General features: G+C 48.1%; 15 protein-coding genes. 10 read left to right on the top strand and 5 right to left on the bottom strand.

Features of this window, described 5'->3' with window-relative positions; genetic code table 11:
* Window positions 1–55: 55 nt before the first annotated feature.
* From HCZ42_RS05375 to HCZ42_RS05405, 7 genes are all read left to right on the top strand, one after another.
* Entirely contained in the window at window positions 56–1,489 is a 1,434-nt protein-coding gene (locus HCZ42_RS05375; RefSeq protein ID WP_175579402.1) for a PLP-dependent aminotransferase family protein, read from the top strand.
* Between the two features lie 132 nt (window positions 1,490–1,621).
* Window positions 1,622–2,182 (top strand): TRAP transporter small permease, encoded by a 561-nt coding sequence (locus HCZ42_RS05380; RefSeq protein WP_167419711.1) that lies wholly within the window; start codon window positions 1,622–1,624, stop codon window positions 2,180–2,182.
* Window positions 2,179–3,456 carry a TRAP transporter large permease gene (locus tag HCZ42_RS05385; protein WP_167419712.1) on the top strand — a complete coding sequence of 426 codons (1,278 nt, stop codon included), beginning with the start codon at window positions 2,179–2,181 and terminating at the stop codon, window positions 3,454–3,456. Before HCZ42_RS05380 ends, HCZ42_RS05385 begins: the two co-directional genes overlap by 4 nt.
* A gap of 266 nt (window positions 3,457–3,722) precedes the next feature.
* The gene (locus tag HCZ42_RS05390; protein WP_072161223.1) at window positions 3,723–3,989 is read left to right on the top strand and encodes a ribbon-helix-helix domain-containing protein; all 267 of its coding nucleotides are present in this window, start codon (window positions 3,723–3,725) and stop codon (window positions 3,987–3,989) included.
* 160 nt (window positions 3,990–4,149) lie between these two features.
* Window positions 4,150–4,545 carry a glyoxalase superfamily protein gene (locus HCZ42_RS05395; protein ID WP_167419713.1) on the top strand — a complete coding sequence of 132 codons (396 nt, stop codon included), beginning with the start codon at window positions 4,150–4,152 and terminating at the stop codon, window positions 4,543–4,545.
* A 55-nt stretch (window positions 4,546–4,600) separates the two neighbouring features.
* Window positions 4,601–5,143 (top strand): gluconate 2-dehydrogenase subunit 3 family protein, encoded by a 543-nt coding sequence (locus tag HCZ42_RS05400; RefSeq protein ID WP_167419714.1) that lies wholly within the window; start codon window positions 4,601–4,603, stop codon window positions 5,141–5,143.
* Window positions 5,144–5,145: 2 nt separating this feature from the next.
* The gene (locus HCZ42_RS05405; protein WP_167419715.1) at window positions 5,146–6,720 is read left to right on the top strand and encodes a GMC family oxidoreductase; all 1,575 of its coding nucleotides are present in this window, start codon (window positions 5,146–5,148) and stop codon (window positions 6,718–6,720) included.
* Window positions 6,721–6,786: 66 nt separating this feature from the next.
* Here the strand turns inward: HCZ42_RS05405 and HCZ42_RS05410 are convergent, their stop codons facing one another.
* Window positions 6,787–7,788 (bottom strand): AraC family transcriptional regulator, encoded by a 1,002-nt coding sequence (locus tag HCZ42_RS05410; protein ID WP_167419716.1) that lies wholly within the window; start codon window positions 7,786–7,788, stop codon window positions 6,787–6,789.
* A gap of 131 nt (window positions 7,789–7,919) precedes the next feature.
* Between HCZ42_RS05410 and HCZ42_RS05415 the strand changes: the two genes are divergently transcribed.
* Genes HCZ42_RS05415 through HCZ42_RS05425 form a run of 3 tightly spaced genes read left to right on the top strand, consistent with a single transcriptional unit; the run spans window position 7,920 to window position 10,297 of the window.
* Window positions 7,920–8,681, top strand: a complete 762-nt coding sequence (locus tag HCZ42_RS05415) for an SDR family NAD(P)-dependent oxidoreductase (RefSeq protein ID WP_167419717.1) — start codon at window positions 7,920–7,922, stop codon at window positions 8,679–8,681.
* Window positions 8,682–8,721: 40 nt separating this feature from the next.
* Window positions 8,722–9,234 (top strand): 2,4'-dihydroxyacetophenone dioxygenase family protein, encoded by a 513-nt coding sequence (locus tag HCZ42_RS05420; protein WP_167419718.1) that lies wholly within the window; start codon window positions 8,722–8,724, stop codon window positions 9,232–9,234.
* 4 nt (window positions 9,235–9,238) lie between these two features.
* Complete coding sequence (locus HCZ42_RS05425) at window positions 9,239–10,297, top strand: zinc-binding dehydrogenase (protein ID WP_167419719.1); 1,059 nt, start codon at window positions 9,239–9,241, stop codon at window positions 10,295–10,297.
* 153 nt (window positions 10,298–10,450) lie between these two features.
* Here HCZ42_RS05425 and HCZ42_RS05430 read toward each other — a convergent pair whose 3' ends face one another.
* The 4 genes from HCZ42_RS05430 to HCZ42_RS05445 form a co-directional block, all read right to left on the bottom strand.
* Window positions 10,451–11,248 carry a helix-turn-helix transcriptional regulator gene (locus HCZ42_RS05430; RefSeq protein WP_254868896.1) on the bottom strand — a complete coding sequence of 266 codons (798 nt, stop codon included), beginning with the start codon at window positions 11,246–11,248 and terminating at the stop codon, window positions 10,451–10,453.
* A 176-nt stretch (window positions 11,249–11,424) separates the two neighbouring features.
* Entirely contained in the window at window positions 11,425–14,541 is a 3,117-nt protein-coding gene (locus HCZ42_RS05435) for an efflux RND transporter permease subunit (protein ID WP_167419721.1), read from the bottom strand.
* Complete coding sequence (locus HCZ42_RS05440; protein WP_167419722.1) at window positions 14,538–15,680, bottom strand: efflux RND transporter periplasmic adaptor subunit; 1,143 nt, start codon at window positions 15,678–15,680, stop codon at window positions 14,538–14,540. Before HCZ42_RS05440 ends, HCZ42_RS05435 begins: the two co-directional genes overlap by 4 nt.
* Window positions 15,680–16,576, bottom strand: coding sequence for an ABC transporter six-transmembrane domain-containing protein (locus tag HCZ42_RS05445; protein ID WP_167419723.1), 897 nt, complete (start codon window positions 16,574–16,576; stop codon window positions 15,680–15,682). Before HCZ42_RS05445 ends, HCZ42_RS05440 begins: the two co-directional genes overlap by 1 nt.
* Between the last annotated feature and the right edge of the window lie 145 nt (window positions 16,577–16,721).

Genomic DNA, 16,721 nt, shown 5'->3' on the forward strand with positions numbered 1-16,721 from the left:
TTTGACGGCTAAAAACTCGCCATTTGTTAAATCGAAGTTACAATGAGCGTTAAAAATGAATCAATTAAAATATTGTGTCATGACAATTTCTTTGAACCCGATCATTCGCCCAGGCACCCCAAAATACATCTCCATCGGCAGTTATCTTGTCGAGTGTGTTCGCAGTGGCTATTTAAAACCCGGTACTCGGCTACCGACCCATAGAGAGTTTGCCGAGCAAATTGGCGTCAGCGTACAAACGGTCAGTCATGCTTATGGGTATGCAGAAAAGAAAGGCGCGCTTGAGTCTTGGGTGGGTAATGGAACGTTCGTCAAATCCGGCTTTGTTGACGAGATCACCGACAGCGAATTTATGCTGACACAGGAAATGAAAGAGACACCCGACGAGATCGACATGTCGATCGCTCATCCCGTCGTCACTGACCGCCACGTCACTCTGTTCAATCAGGCGCTAATGCACATCGCCAGCCAAAGCGACAATCGCTGCTTGATCAGTAAAGCCAAACCAGTGACTGGCCAACCTCACCACATCGAATCCGGGTCTCGATTTCTAAGTAGCCAAGGGCTAGAAGTCGGCACTGAACAAATTCTCTTAACCAATGGAGCCTGTCACGGCTTAACTCTGGCGCTAAGTACTGTTGTGGAGCATGGTGATTGGGTTGCTTGTGGGCAGTTAGTCGATCATGGTCTGATTTCACGCTCTCGAATGTTGGGATTTAAATTGCAGCCGCTTGAAATGGATGAGTTTGGTATTACCCCAGATGCGTTTGAATGGGCGTGCAGGCACAAGCCAATAAAGGCGCTGTGTTGTACACCGAGCATGGCCAATCCAAACAGTGCGCATATGGATAAAGCACGCAGAGAAGCGATCGCTGAGATCGCAAAAAAATACGAAATCTACGTGATTGAAGACGACGTTTATGGCGCGTTGGAACCCAATCGAGTTCCACCACTTGCTGCGTTGCTGCCAGAACAAGCTTTCTACGTCACCAGTTTAACCAAGGTCGTGGCTCCCGGCATGCGCACTGGTTATCTCACTGTGCCTCGTCACTTCCTGCAACATGCTATTGGCCGTTTAGCCGCAACCAGTTGGTCCGCGACGCCTCTACCATTTGAAGTCGCTCATTTGTGGATTGAAAACGGTACATTGAATCGATTGATCCGCTTTCAAATCAATGAATTTGCCAAAAGGCAGCGAATCGCAAAAGCAGCGCTGCAGGGTCACAGCTATAGCGCTCATCCGAACGGACAGCACATCTGGCTTAAGTTACCTGAGCAATGGAGCAGTGATGAGCTGGTCGCTTCTGCAAAACGCTCTGGGGTGCAAATCACCAGTTATAAACCGTTTGTGCTCGATACCAATCATCCGATTCCATATGTGCGTATTAGCCTAGGAGCGGAAATGAATCGAGGCTATATCCAACATGGTTTGTCGGTCATTTCGGAGATCCTCGATACCAATCCACCAACGTCTCACTTTTTGGTCTGAGCAGTCGCCTCGGACCAATTTTTTCTGCAAAAGGGCCAAGTTCAGAAAATCTTTCGCTTCCATCCGATTGACTTGATTGTCATGAAAACGATAACGTTTTATTAACATATCTAGCTAATTAGGAGCGTGGCGATGAAAGGGATTTTTCACTGGCTGGACAGGTATATACAAAAGGCAGAAGCCGCGCTTCTGATTGGCTCAGTACTGTTAATCGCACTCAACTCGATTGCTAATGTACTCGGACGTTATCTGTTTAGTCACAGCCTCTACTTTTCAGAAGAACTCAATTACTTCCTGATCATTGCGGTGACGTTCATCGGTTGTAGCTATGCCGCCAGACAATCACGCCATATTCGAATGACCGCCTTCACAGATATGTTGCCTAAGCGCTTACAAACACTGGCGAACGGGGTGATTTACCTTCTCACCGCACTTTTAGTCGCTGTGCTCACTTGGTATGCCTGGCAATACATCGGTAAAGTCAACCAAATGGGACGCCTTTCACCCGCAATGCAAGTACCGCTCAGTTGGGTTTACCTTATCGCCCCTATCGGCCTGTTTTTTAGTACCGTTCAGTTTACTCGTGTTGGCCTGCGCCACATCAAACGCTTTGTCCAACTCACCATTCTTTCACGTTCCGTTCGCCATACTGGCAGCCTGAATAACCATCGCAAACAGGAGAAGGCGCTATGACGACGGCACTGATTATCACCATGATTACCTTACTCGCATTTGGCTTTCCAATGCTGGTACCGTTATTGGCGGCTACGATGTTGGGCTTTATTGTCTACCTTGGACTCGGCCCTGATTTTATGATTCAGCAAATGCTGGCTGGCATCAAACCCGCCGCGTTAATCGCTGTGCCGATGTTTATCCTCGCGGCCGAAATCATTACCCGAGGCGTGGCAGCGACACGATTACTCGATGTAGCAATGGCGTTTGTCGGCCACGTTCGTGGCGGTCTGGCGATCACCTCGTCACTCAGCTGCGCGATGTTTGGCGCGGTATCGGGCTCAACGCAAGCCACTGTGGTTTCTGTTGGCTCTATCATGCGACCGAAAATGCTCGAGTATGGCTACAAAGACAGCTTTGCTTTAGCCCTGATCATTAACGCATCCGATTTGGCTCTACTGATCCCACCGAGTATCGGGATGATTATTTATGGCGTGGTGTCGGGCACCTCAGTTGCTGAGCTGTTTATCGCGGGAATAGGCCCGGCGATCGTTATCTTGCTGATGTTCTCTGCCTACTGTTATTTCTATGCGGGCAAAAGTTCCGTGAAAAATGCGCCAAAATCGAATTGGAAAGAACGTTGGACGACCATTCGTAAAGCTGTACTGCCGTTTGGCTTTCCTCTGATTACCGTCGGCGGCATCTACGCGGGCGTATTTAGCCCAACCGAAGCCGCGTCTGTATCCGTGTTATACGCGGTGATTCTCGAGATGGTGGTCTTTCGCAAAGTGAAATGGAAAGAGCTTGGTGGTATTGCGCTTTCGACAGGTATGGTCACCGCGGTGGTGTTTATCTTAGTGGCGGCGGGCAGTGCGTTCTCTTGGGTGATCTCTTTTGCTCAAATCCCGCAAGAATTGCTTGGCATGATTGGAATTAATGACCTTTCACAAACCGAGCTTCTTGTCGTCATTTCAATCGCATTTTTCATTGGCTGCATGTTTGTCGACCCAATTGTAGTGATGCTGATTTTGATCCCTATCTTCGCCCCGGTGATTAAATCTTCCGGCCTCGACCCAGTATTGGTCGGTACTATCGTCACCCTGCAAGCCGCAATCGGCTCTGCAACACCGCCGTTTGGCTGTGACATTTTTACCGCGATTGCCGTGTTTAAACGCCCTTATGTCGAAGTCATTCGAGGTACACCACCCTTTGTTTTCATATTGCTTTTGGTTTCCGTGATGCTGATTTTCTTCCCGTCAATTTCATTAGCACTGCGCGATCTTGCATTCCGCTAATCGTATTTTGAAACAGGCTGGGGATAGAAGCTAGGCTACATAGCTCTATTGATGCTGACTGGTGAATGGTTAATTCCATCGGTCAGCTTTATTAAGGCGTGTTCTGATGAGGTAAGTAAAAACACAAGTGTCTCGCTGAGCGCTTGGTAAAAGTTTAGTCACATATTCAATCTTTGATACTGAGTTGCATATAAATAAATATATGGAAATTAAGCTACAAGACATATACTTAAACCAATAGAGAATGTTACAAAATGGTTATTGTTATGTGCACAATATTTTCAGGACAAGATCCTGCGAACTACGAAATGTGTTCGCGTTCCATTCGCTTAGCAGGGCATTCAACCAGCGTGAGATTGGAAAGACAGTACTGGCAGATCATCGATCACATCGCCGATTCCCAAGGCATGAACACGGGCAAGTTCTTGACTACCTTATACGATGAGGCGCTTGATATTAACGGTGAGGTATCCAATTTTGCCTCTCTGCTACGATGCAGCTGTGTGTTATATCTCAGTGAATCGCACCAATAGCTTTGAGTGCGTTCATTTTAAAAGCTCGTCAAACAAGACCAGAATAATGAAACACTCCCGCCTTTAGATTAACATTTTCATTACATGTGGTATTCATATACCACCCCTCTCCGGCTTCCCAGAGTTACTATCTCTACAACATTACAGCTGGGAGCTACCTATGGCCAAACTCATTCACTCAATGATTCGAGTATTTGACGTAAATCGATCGATTGCGTTTTACAAAGATGCACTCGATTTAGACGTCGCACAAAGCTTCGAATTTGAAAGCTTCTCTCTTATCTATTTGAGGAACTCAAGCAGCGACTTTGAACTTGAGCTCACCTACAACCACGATAACTCCGATCACTATACACATGGTTCGGGATACGGACATATTGCGGTTTGCGTCGATGATCTTGCGTCAACGCACCAAAGACTCGTCGAACTCAATATGCATCCTACTGACATTAAGAGCATGGCTTATCAAGAGACACCGATGGCTAAGTTCTTTTTCCTCACCGACCCTGATGGATACAAAATCGAATTCTTAGAGCGATTGGGACGCTTCCAATAGAAGAAGTGCTCACTACCAACAAAGACTCTAGAACGTTGAATGTAAGGATAACGATATGAATAAGCTAACCCCCAATTATTCACGACGGAAAATTCTCAAAATGGGCGTTTTAACTGCAACCGCTGCTTACGCCTACTCGGTTTCCGGTATCTCACTGATGGGTAAATCTTGGGCGCTGACCGTGACATCGCTTAGCGAAGCCACTGCAACTTCATTGCTGCAAGTTTGCCGCTCAATCTACCCTCACCCCCAACTGGAGGACTTGTTCTACGCTGCGAGTGTAGAAAGCATCGACTCCAGCATTGCAAACAACCCAGAAATGCGCAAAGCATTGGAAGACGGGATTTCTGCGCTAATCAAAGCGGCGGGTGGCGATTGGACCAGCATCAACGCGGCGAAACAAACCGAATTACTGCAGCACGTTGCCTCCGAGCCATTTTTTCAGGCTATTCGCGGCAATATGGTGGTGTCTTTCTATGATAATCCCAACATCTGGCCCAAGTTTGGCTATGAAGGCCCCTCGTTCAGCAAAGGTGGCTACTTACATCGTGGCTTTGACGATATTGACTGGCTACCAGAAGCTAACAAGGAGAGTTGATTATGACTAAGCAGTTTGAATTATCTGATAGTAGCGTTATTGTGGTCATCGGTTCCGGTGCAGGTGGCGGGACGTTAAGTAATGAACTGGCGCAAAAAGGCGTCAATGTTGTGTGCCTCGAAGCAGGTTCTCGCCTCGACTACACCAAAGACTTTGAAAACAATGAATGGAAAATGTTTGGCAAAGAAGCATGGCTGGAGCCGCGTACCACCAGCGGCTCTTGGGAAGTAGCGCGAGACTTCCCTAACTTGCCAGCTTGGATTTGTAAAACCGTGGGTGGGTCGACCTTACATTGGGCGGGTGCTAGCCTACGTTTCCAAGAACACGAGTTTCGTGCAAAAACCATGTATGGTCATATTGAAGGCGCTCGGTTGCTTGATTGGCCATTAACACTTGCCGAGCTGGAACCTTATTATAAAAAAGCTGAGTTTAAAATGGGTGTAACCCGCACTCACGATATTCCAGGACTACCGGGCAATAATAACTTCAAAGTACTGCAAGCTGGTGCAACTAAGCTGGGGTACAAGGAAGTACACACCGGAAGAATGGCGATCAATTCTCAACCCCGTGATGGCCGAGCGTCATGCCAACAACTTGGCTTCTGCTTTCAAGGTTGTCGAATGGGCGCGAAGTGGTCGACTCTGTACACCGAAATCCCTAAAGCAGAGGCGACGGGGCATTTTGAACTGCGCCCGAACAGCCATGTACTTAAGATAACGCACGACAGTTCAGGCAAAGTAGACGGCGTTCTCTACGCCGATGAAAACGGCAACCAGCAACATCAAAAGGCAAGAGTTGTTTGTCTTGCGGGTAACTCCATTGAAAGTCCACGTGTCTTATTAAACTCAGCGTCTGCCATGTACCCTAACGGACTTGCAAATAGTTCAGGTGAAGTAGGGAAAAACTACATGCGCCATGTGACGGGTTCCGTGTACGGTGAGTTCGAAAATCCGGTTCACATGTACCGAGGTACCACCATGGCCGGCATAATAAGCGACGAAGCCAAACATGATCCGTCACGCGGTTTTGTCGGTGGCTACGAAATGGAAACTCTTTCATTGGGACTTCCATTCATGGCTGCATTCTTACGACCGGGAGCATGGGGACAAGACTTTGCTGAAGATATGGAAGCTTACGAGCGTATGGCAGGTATGTGGATTGTCGGTGAAGATATGCCTCGATCCAGTAACCAAGTCACATTAAATAGCGATGTGAAAGATAATTTCGGTTTACCCGTACCAAACGTGCACTACGATGATCATTCAAATGACATTGCGATGCGTAATCATGCTTATCAACAAGGTGAGGCGATTTACAAAGCGGTAGGTGCCGTTAAAGTCAATCGCGTTGTGCCCTATCCTTCAACGCATAACCTCGGGACCAATCGCATGAGCGCTAAGCCACAAGAAGGGGTCGTTAACAAATGGGGACAATCCCACGACATCGATAACCTCTTTATATCCGATGGTAGTGTTTTCACCACTAGTGCGGCTGAAAACCCAACACTCACCATCGTTGCACTTGCCATACGACAAGCGGAATATATCGCCGACTCGATGAACAAGCGCTTAATTTAGCGCGCTATAGATATGCCCGCCAAAAGACGCCTCAGCGGCGTCTTTTTTATTTGTGTAAGTGAGTAACTACTCACTCCGTCTGTCTTGTCTCCATTGGCTGGGCGACTTTCCCGTCCAACTGCGAAAATGACGACTGAACACCGCGGTTTCTGCATAGCCCAATTGCAAGGCGATATCGGTAATACTCTGGAGATTCTCACTTAAGCGCTGCTCTGCAAAATCCTGGCGCACTTGCTGTAAGATCTGTCGATAACTCGTACCCTGCTGCTTTAGCTTGCTCTGCAACATTCTAGGGTGTAAATCCAGCGCTCTGGCAACGCGCTCGACACTGCATTCTCCAGTCGATAGCAAACGCCCAATCATATTCGCTGCTTGGTCACTGAGATTATTGGGATAGCGGGTTTGCAAGTATTTGAGGTGCTGTTGAAAATGGCGGTCTAGTGCGTCTTCGTCTTGGTGATTCTTAGCGTTGAGCAGGCTGGCTTTGAGTAAGATGCCGTCAAACTTATCGCCAAAACGCAGCTTGTTCTGTTGAGCGAACTCGCTCTGCTCCACTTCAAGAGCCGCGTGTTGAGTCAGATGCAGCGCAAAGTGACTCGCTTCAATATCGAGTAAACTCGCGACAAACATCGCCAAATGAGACACGCTCAATTGCATCAGTTGCGCGGTGCCACGTTCACTATTCACATCAATATTAAGCGATACCCGCACCCAGTCATCTTGTGGGGTGACAGATAACGTTACGCCTGACGAATGCAAATAGAGAAAGTCATTCACCTGCGCGAAAGCCTCACCGACGGTTTCTGCGCGCGAAACCAGAATCGGTAATTCTCCCAAACTTTGCACACTTTGTCGTTGAGTCAGCAGCGCACCAAACAATGGCTGCTCGCAACGAACGGCGGCTTCTTCCAGTAATTCAGCCAACTTAGGGTAAGCGAGATAGGTGTCGGGATCGCGAAATTGCGCCGCAGACAGCCCGACGGCAGCCATAATCTCAACCGGATTCTGCCCTAATTCGGAAACCAAGCTATCAAATTTATCGGCAGCGCCACTTCGTACGATATGCATGTCTCGATTTTCAAATGTTAACAAGTTGTAAATCGCAATATATCAAATTTACTTCGCAAAAGGTCAAGTGAGTATCAATGAGTTGATCTAAGTTACATTTTGTTAACAACGACACATGAATGAGAAGCTGTATGGAACTTATCAATAAAACTGCGATTGTCACTGGCGCTGCGGGTGGCATTGGCCAAGCCATTATTCACAAACTGCTGGAACAGGGCGCGAAAGTACTCGCTGTCGACATTTCCCCACAATCACTGGATATGTACCAAGACTTCGATGCGGCTCAACTGCGAACATTTGTTGCGGACGTCACCGACTACCAAGAAGTGGAAGCCATGGTCGAGCATGCGGTCGAACAGTTCGGCACGCTCGATATCATGATCAACAACGCGGGTATAGGCGCTCCAAAACCTCTGCTAGACCACGACCCAATCGCCGACTTTGAACCCATCACTAAGGTCAACCAAAACGGTGTTTACTACGGCATTCTCGCTGCTGGGCGACAATTCCAAGCACAAGGCACACCGGGCGTGATCCTCAATACATCTTCTGTTTACGCGCAAATGGCAGCCGAGATGACCTTTAGCTACAACGTCAGCAAAGCGGCGGTCGATATGATGACCAAATGCGCTGCGTTGGAGCTAGCACCGCTTGGTATCCGTGTCTGCGCCGTCGCACCAGGACGTGTGGATACCGCAATGTTAAGGCAATACGACGAAATCGGCCTGTGGAATCACATCCGCAAAGAGCAGATGCGCCAAACCTTCACTCAACCAGAAGAGATCGCCAATGTGGTGACGTTTCTGGTCAGCGAGAAAGCCAACTGTATCAATGGCTGCACTGTCAGTGCGTCTGACGGCTTCGAGAATTTCAAATACCCACTCATGGGATAGGCGAATACGCAACATTACAGCAATAGCGAGGATGTAAGTTATGTCATTACCAGAAGTTATTCAGCATCAAGATTTCCTTTTAACGCTTAACACCAACGAAGAATCGCTCATCAAAGATGCGCTCCCGGGCGTGGATGTTTACCCACTGTTTCTCGACCCAGAAAACGGCACTTGGGTGATTCGCGCTAAATTTAAACCGGGCATCACTCTACCTAAGCACTTCCACACTGGCGTGGTGCATTTCTACACGCTGAGTGGCATGTGGCACTACCTAGAATATCCAGAGCAACCGCAAACGGCGGGCAGCTATCTTTATGAGCCAGGCGGTTCTATCCATACCTTCCATTGCCCAGAAGAATCAGGTGGTGCAGACGGTTTCATGGTGATTTCTGGTGCAAACATCAACTTTGATGAAGAGGGTAATTTCGTCAACATCATGGACGCGGGTTGGATTGAGCAAGTTGTTATTGCAACAGCAAAAGCACAAGGCTGTACTGCACGCTACATCAAACCGGGTGCGATTGCTGGCCTGAGTGACGAGCAGCCGGAGTAACCCCATGCAACAGATGAACAGTATCGTGATGCAGGATGGCAGTGTCCGCCTGCAGCAAATGGAGATCCCAAAACCCGCGGCAGGACAAGTGCTGGTCCGCAGCCTAGCCTGTGGCATTTGTGGCTCCGATCTACACATTACTCGTCACGCGGATGAAGTGTTTGAGGTATTCCACCAACTCGGGCTGATGCCTGATGAGGTGGATGACCACGCACAAGTGATGCTCGGACACGAATTCTGCGCGGAAATTGTTGAATACGGCGCTGAAACACAACAAACATTACCGATTGGTAGCCGAGTCACGTCTGTACCTTTGTTGCTCAGCCAAAATGGCGCGGGCGTAGGTGTGACTCCAGGAATCTATGGCGCATACTCGGAGTACTTCCTACTTGATGAAGCCCTACTGCTGCCGGTGCCAGATGGCGTGCCGTCTGAAGCTGCAGCTTTAGCCGAACCTCTGGCGGTCGGTTTGCATGCGGTCAATCGCAGCGACATCGAAACAGAAGAAACAGCACTGGTCGTCGGTTGTGGCCCTATTGGGCTGGCGGTAATTGCGGCGCTCAAACAACGCGGCGTGACCAATATTCTTGCGGTCGATCTGCAAGATGATAAGTTGCAGATCGCAAGCGAGTTTGGTGCGAATCGATTGATCAACCCGACTAAAGAAGACGAGATCGCCGTTGGTGAGCAGTACGCGATGAACTCACGTCTGGTCATTTACGAGTGTGTTGGAAAACACACCCTGATTGACGACTTCATGCGTCGCGCACCTGCTCAAGCACGAATCGTGATCTCCGGTATCCATACGACACCTGCAATCATTAACTACGCGTACGCAACAGTAAAAGAACTCGATTTGAGATTTTCTTACTACTACCTACCGCACGAGTTTGAGCATTGCCTTCAAGCGATTGCTGAACATAAGGTGCCGTGGCAGAAAATGCTCACCGCCAAAGTGGGAATAGACGGTGTCGAAGACGCGTTTCAACAGTTAATGACGCCAAATGATCACATCAAAGTCGTGATTGAACCGTGGCGCAGCGGTGCGTTGGAAGTCATTTAAAATAAGAACTTAAAAGTTTGGTGGAAGCCTCAACAATCGTATTTAAGTTGAGGCTTTTTTTTATAGTGCACAAACCGCAATTGTCGCACGCTCTTTTATTTGTTGAAAACCAAGAGAATATTGGGCGAACACCCAACGACAGGCAAAGCCAAATCACACAATAATTGGGATCTGAAAAGCGAACGTTGCACCACCAGTGAGGGTGAGTTCGATATCACGAACCATTTCGATTAAATATCCTGTGTCATCGACCTGATAGCCCTGCTCCTCCGCTTGCTGAAAAAGGCTGTCTATTGCGGCAATGAAAGCCACATCGGTGGCCAGGTATACGTCACAACAGAGGTAGTAGCCTTCAGGAACAAAATAATCGTATTGGTCGTTGCTGACCTGCCAGTCTCCAACAGTATATGTCATGTCTTTCCACTTTCGTTCCAGATCGGACACCGGCGTTGCACTCAGTATCCGAGTACTCTTTTTCCCATAGGTTTCAAACACCACATCCCAGTCAAAATCAGGTATCTGGCGTACTTTCATTCCTCGAGCCGGATACCAGACGAGTTCGGTCGGCATAGACTGCGCCAGTTGCTTTTCCAATGAGTGTTCTTTTCCGGGATGGGATAGTTTGTCCAATAACCGAGACGTCTCTGCTGGGGTCCCTGTCACAATTAAATGACGCAGGCTTTTGGCCGTCACGCCCAGTTCTCGTTTGAGCACTTTTGCCATCGCCTGAGATGAGGAGTAACCACATTGATAAGCGATATCAGCAATTTTCCGACAGTGATCGACATAGAGTAGATTCACGGCATATTGCAGCCTAACCCGGCTCAAGTACTGTCCCGGAGTTTCTTCGAAAAGCCGGCTAAATTGCCGGTGAAAGTGATATGGAGAAATCGCGCTTTTTTCTGCAATCTGCTCCCACGATAATCGCTCTTCCAATGAGTTATGCATCATTAGCAGAGCCACCTCAAACCGTTTTCGGTGGTGAGCCGGCAACGGTTCAAGCAGCGCTATTTCAGGGACCAGCGCATAGGGTTTATTCGCGGAGTCAGTCATAGTAGAAGTTAATATGTGTTGGTAACTTCTACTATGGCGATTGGAGTGGTTGAATGCAACTTGCCAAGTGTTAATCACACGACTGGCTCTGATTTCAGTTCAGACAGCACCTGCTTTTTATTGGTGTCTTGTTTACTCGCTGTAGATTGTCTATTACAGATACCCAAAAGAACAGGAATAAGAATCAGGGTGACCATGGTCGCAAACAACTCACCAAATACCAGAGAAACAGCGGCAGGTTTCAGATACTGAGCTTGTTCTGAGCTTTCACTCAACAATGGAAGAAGCCCGAAAACCGTCGTTATCGTGGTAAGAAAAATTGCTCTCATTCGAGTGGTTCCTGCCGTAATTAAAGCCTGATTGAGAGGTACTCCTTTGTGATACTCAGTATTAAAGCGGGTCATCAAAACCAGCGAGTCGTTAACGACAATACCCGTCATAGCCATCATGCCAAACATGGATAAAATACTGATAGGAAGCGACATCAGGTAATGCCCGAAGATAGCACCTGCAAATCCAAATGGGATTACCGCCATAATAATCAGCGGCTGCCAGTAAGACTTGAGAGGAATAGCCAATAGAATGTACACCAACAAAATGGTGAGAATCATCGCTGACTTAAACCCCTGCTGAACTTCTCCCATCTCTTCGAACTCACCACCCGCTCTAATGGTCACTCCGGGATAACGTTTTTCCAAAGTATCTAAGGTTTCACTCATAAGCGTCATGGTCGTTTCAGGAGACTGAACCGAACGATTCTGGTTCCAGTAAACATTGACCACCTGCTCGCGGTTACGGCGATACAGAACCTCAGGTACACGTTCCGTTTTCAATGTGGCGATGTCACCCAGAGAGACCGTTTTCCCATCTGGCAACATAATTGGCGAGTGGACGAGTTGTGCCTGCGTCATGCGCTCACTGACCGGATAACGGACAATCACCTTCGTTTCCTGCCCTTGTACCAGTAAGCGGTGAATTTCTCGTTGACCAAATGCATCACCGGCCAGTTGTGCTATCTGCTCCTGGGTTAATCCCAGTTGTCGGCCGTACGCATTGAGCGTAATGCGGATCTGCTCCTGACCACCTTTGCCATCATCGTATACATCAGCCACACCAGAAAGCTGTTTTAGCTTTTCTGCGACTTCTTTAGCTGCCAGTCTGGCCAGCTCGCGGTCAGCGGCAGAAATGGAGATGAAAGTTCCCCCGGCAGGCGCATCGGCCGCAGTAAACTGAACGGAATAAGCCCCTTCAATTGCGCCCGTCAGATTTCTCCAGTCCTTGGTTAGTTGGTTGCCGGGGAGAGCGGAAAGCGCTTCGCTGCTGAGTTCAGCCGTCACCTCTATTTCGCCATCACCATCGGACCAAGCAAGTAAATTGGTCAAAGGTTTCTCGGCGAGATTGTAATCCTGTTGCAGAGAGTGATTTAGCTGCAAAGCGGACTTCTCCAGTTTGTCTAATGTGTTTACCTGCAGAGGCAACGGCGCGCCATCTTCTAATGTCACTTTAGCCGTCACAAAGCGCCCCGGTATTTCAGGGAAGAGAGAACTGCGAATGGCTCCGGTTGACCACATTCCATAAGCAAGGAGGATAAAGGCGAAAAACCCAGACAAGGCAGCAAACTTATTGCACAAAGAGTACTGCAGCAATGGTCGGTAGAGCTTTTGATTAATCGTCTCCAAGCCCGACTGTGCCATCGTCTGGATACGGGCCAGCACGCTGGTTTTATTGCAACTGGTCTTCATCCCGGCAAGATGAGAAGGCAGGATAAACTTACTCTCAATAAGGGAGAAAAACAGAGCAAAAATAACGACGGCAGAAAAGCCAGCAAGTATCTTGGCGAAATCATTGTTTATCCAAAGCATCGGCGAAAACGCAGCGATGGTGGTCAAAACGCCGAATACAGTCGCGATAGATACCGAGTGAACCCCTTTCCATGCGGCCTCTTTAGGGTTTGATGTTTCCCTTCGCTTGGAATGAATGGCTTCCCCGACAACCACCGCGTCATCAACCAGAATGCCGAGTACCAGAATGAAACCAAACAGAGTGATATCGTTGATACTGTAGTTCATCACACTCATCGCACTGAACGTGCCGCACAGCGCAATGGGGATCCCTGCTGCAACCCAAAACGCGAGCTTAAGTTCAAGAAACAGCCCCAATATGATGACGACGATAAGCAGCCCCTGCCAAGCATTGTCACCTAGGCGGAAAAGCTGGTCTTCGATATACGGTGCCATGTCAGCCATGATGGAAAGAGAGACATCATCCGGCACGCGCATACGCTCTTTTGCTAGGGTCTCCTTTATTGCTTGGCTAATCCAGAGCAGGTTGTCAGATTGTCTGGTACTCACCATCAGAGCGATGGCCGTTTCGCCATTATTGCGAACAATGGCTTCGCTGTCCTGATAGCCTCTGCTTAGCGTGGCCAACTCTCCCAGTCGAACCGTCCCTGCCGGAGTCGATAGAATTTCCAACGCGCTGAGTTTGTTTAAGTCATCCGCATAGCCGTCACCGCGCAAAACCATACGTCCCTTAACACTTTTGAGCTCTCCGGTTCTTGCCTCCATTGATGACTGTTCAATCTTGAGTGCGAGTTGCTCTAGGCTTAAGCCGACATTACGAAGCTTATTGATATCAGGCTCTATCAACAGTAAAGGCTTACGGCTGCCCCAGTTGGATACCTTTGAGATCTTCGGGTGTTTTTTTAAGGCCAGTTCAATCTGGCGCGCGATAGGCTGCAGTTGACTGTCTTCTCTTGGGGACGACACAATCACAAATGCAGCCAGATTAGTAAACTCATCAAGAACAATCTGAGGACGCTCGGCCTGAGCGGGAAAGTCCCCAATGGCATTTACCTGATTTCTGACATCATCAAGCAGTTTATCCAGTTTGGCGTCTGCCGTTTTGCGAACCCGCACCGTCGCTAAACCAGCGACAGATTGGCTGGTAATCTGCTTGATCCCCCCAATGCCACTGATCGACTCTTCAATACGTTGAGTGATACTTTCATCAATCTGTTTTGCACTGCCCCCTGGGTAGGCGACATTGATAATCAAACTTGATGGTGCTATCTGCGGAAAGGATTCTATTCGTAGCTGCGCACAAGCCAGTACCCCGCTGATAATAATAGCGGCCATTAATAAGTTGGCACCAACGGGATTGTTAATAAACCATTTTGTCAGCCAGCTCATAATGGTTTCTCCCTATTTCCCTCATCTTGGGTAACGAGTTCAGGAGCCACCTGCAAGCCTGAAATCATCGAAAGCAGCGGGTAAATCACAACGCGCCTTTGACGATCTGGTTCGCTATTGAAAACGACATTGGCGAAAGATTTCGTCTCAGCTAACACACTGGTGCTCTCTAGTTGTAACTTGTTGTCATCATCAACCGTCCATATCTGATTGTCTCTGGTCAGAGCACTCAGAGGGACTTGCATGACCGAGTCACGCAAGGGCAGTGTGACCTCAACCGTTAGCTGCTGATTTGGCAATAATCTTGGCGATGTCTGGTAAGGATCTTTCACTACCAGTACAACTTGCCTCTGACGGCTGACGCTATCAACTTGTGGCTCAACATAGCGCACGCTTGCCGAACGTTTTTGCCCCTGTTTATCAATAACTTGGATCTGAGGTTGTTCCAGTGATGCTGATATTACCCCCCACTGTTGATCCGGGACGGGTACACGAACATCCAAACTCGCACTGTCAGCTAGCTGAAACAGTCTTTCTCCTTCCTCAAGCCGCTGTCCCGGGCTCACAGAACGACTCAAAACCACGGCATCAAAAGGGGCAACAATTGTGGCTTCTTTTAGGTACTGCTTTGCACTAAGCCAAGCTTTTTCAGCTTGCAGTAAATCCGCTTTTGCATAAGCGATTTGTGGCTCTCTTCTCGCATAGGCTGAACTATTTGTTTTCGATAACATTTTCAGCGCCACCGTTTGTTCATGCAGCTCGCGCTGAAAGTTAAGCTCTGCCTGTTTCATCAGGCTGTGCGCCTGAGCCAGTTGTGATGTCAGGTGTGTGGTATCCATCTGTGCCAATACTTCTCCCTGCTTGACCAGCGAACCCACCTTCGCATTTTGGTTTAACCAGTTTAGTTTGGCGCTGTTGGGGGATTTTATGTCGACTGGCCAGCGTGCGTAACTGGTACCTAATAGCGTAGTGACTGGCCTATACTCGTGCGGCGCAACCAAGACAATACTGACAGGTTGCTTGGTTTCAGTCTGAACGGTTGCTTTGACAGGCTCAGGCTCCGACATGACTACCAACCCGCCAGCACACACGATGAATCCCAGACCTAAAGCAATGGGCAGAAGTTTATTTATTCTCATTACTTACTCTCCGCACGTTGCTTTTCTGGCTCGGTTTGCCTGTTTAAACGCTGACTTATTTCTGTCAGGCGTGATAGCGTCTGTAAGGTGATCGGTAAAAGCACTGCCGCTTCTACAAATTCCAGTGAGTAAGTCACGACAGAAAAAATCTGTCCTGCGGTTGGATCAGGAACCAGTGTAGATAGCCAGAGGTTTGCGACAACGAACCCGAATAAAATTAGAAAAATCAATCCATACAAGATAGCTTCTGCATCAGAGATCAATATTTCACGACGTTTGATACGTTCGAGGTGGCGGCGAATGCCCCGGAAAGGGACAAGAGATAGAATAGTCACCTGCTGTTCCAGTCGACTATTTAAAAGACCATTTATACGAACAAAATAACCGTGAAACCAGGAATAGATGAGCATCATAATGATGCCAGCAATCACGGCGCTGATAGCAAGTTTTAGATGAAAGGCACCGAGAATAACCACAGAAGCAACCAGTTGAGTTGCTGCAGTCATCAAAGGTGGAGCGTCATTTTCAAGGAAATCGACCAGCTCTCGTGACATGTCTATTCTGGCATTTCGTACCGATATATTTTTCGGTGATGGGTGCTGATGACGCAGCTGATTATCAACGGCTTCTCCTACCTCAACACGAATATTTCCATATACACGAGTATCATAAAAACGACGTACAACAGAGACTAAGGTCAGTAGCGCCAGCACAATGGCCAGCCAATAGAGAGCCGTTAACGCTCCTGTCAGAAGACCATCAATGGCAAAGCCGATAAATAGAGGAAGCAGCACCATAAACACATTTTCAAGTGCAACCAGAAGCCAAGTAATGGCCACCTTCGCCTTGTTATCTTTCAGAATGGTCCTGACGGTAATTTCCGAACTTGCAAACAAAATAATTGCTCCGTTATGTCTATACGAAGAAATTATTCCATTTCTGAATCGTTAAAACGTGTCCCAGATTGCTGAAGTACTTTTACTCAAATTTGAAGATTGGCTCTGTTCATACCCGAGTCAGCCAACGCTTAGCTGGCTCATC

The sequence above is a fragment of the Vibrio hepatarius genome, from assembly GCF_011806575.1.
In the GTDB taxonomy this organism is placed as follows: Bacteria; Pseudomonadota; Gammaproteobacteria; order Enterobacterales; family Vibrionaceae; genus Vibrio; species Vibrio hepatarius_A.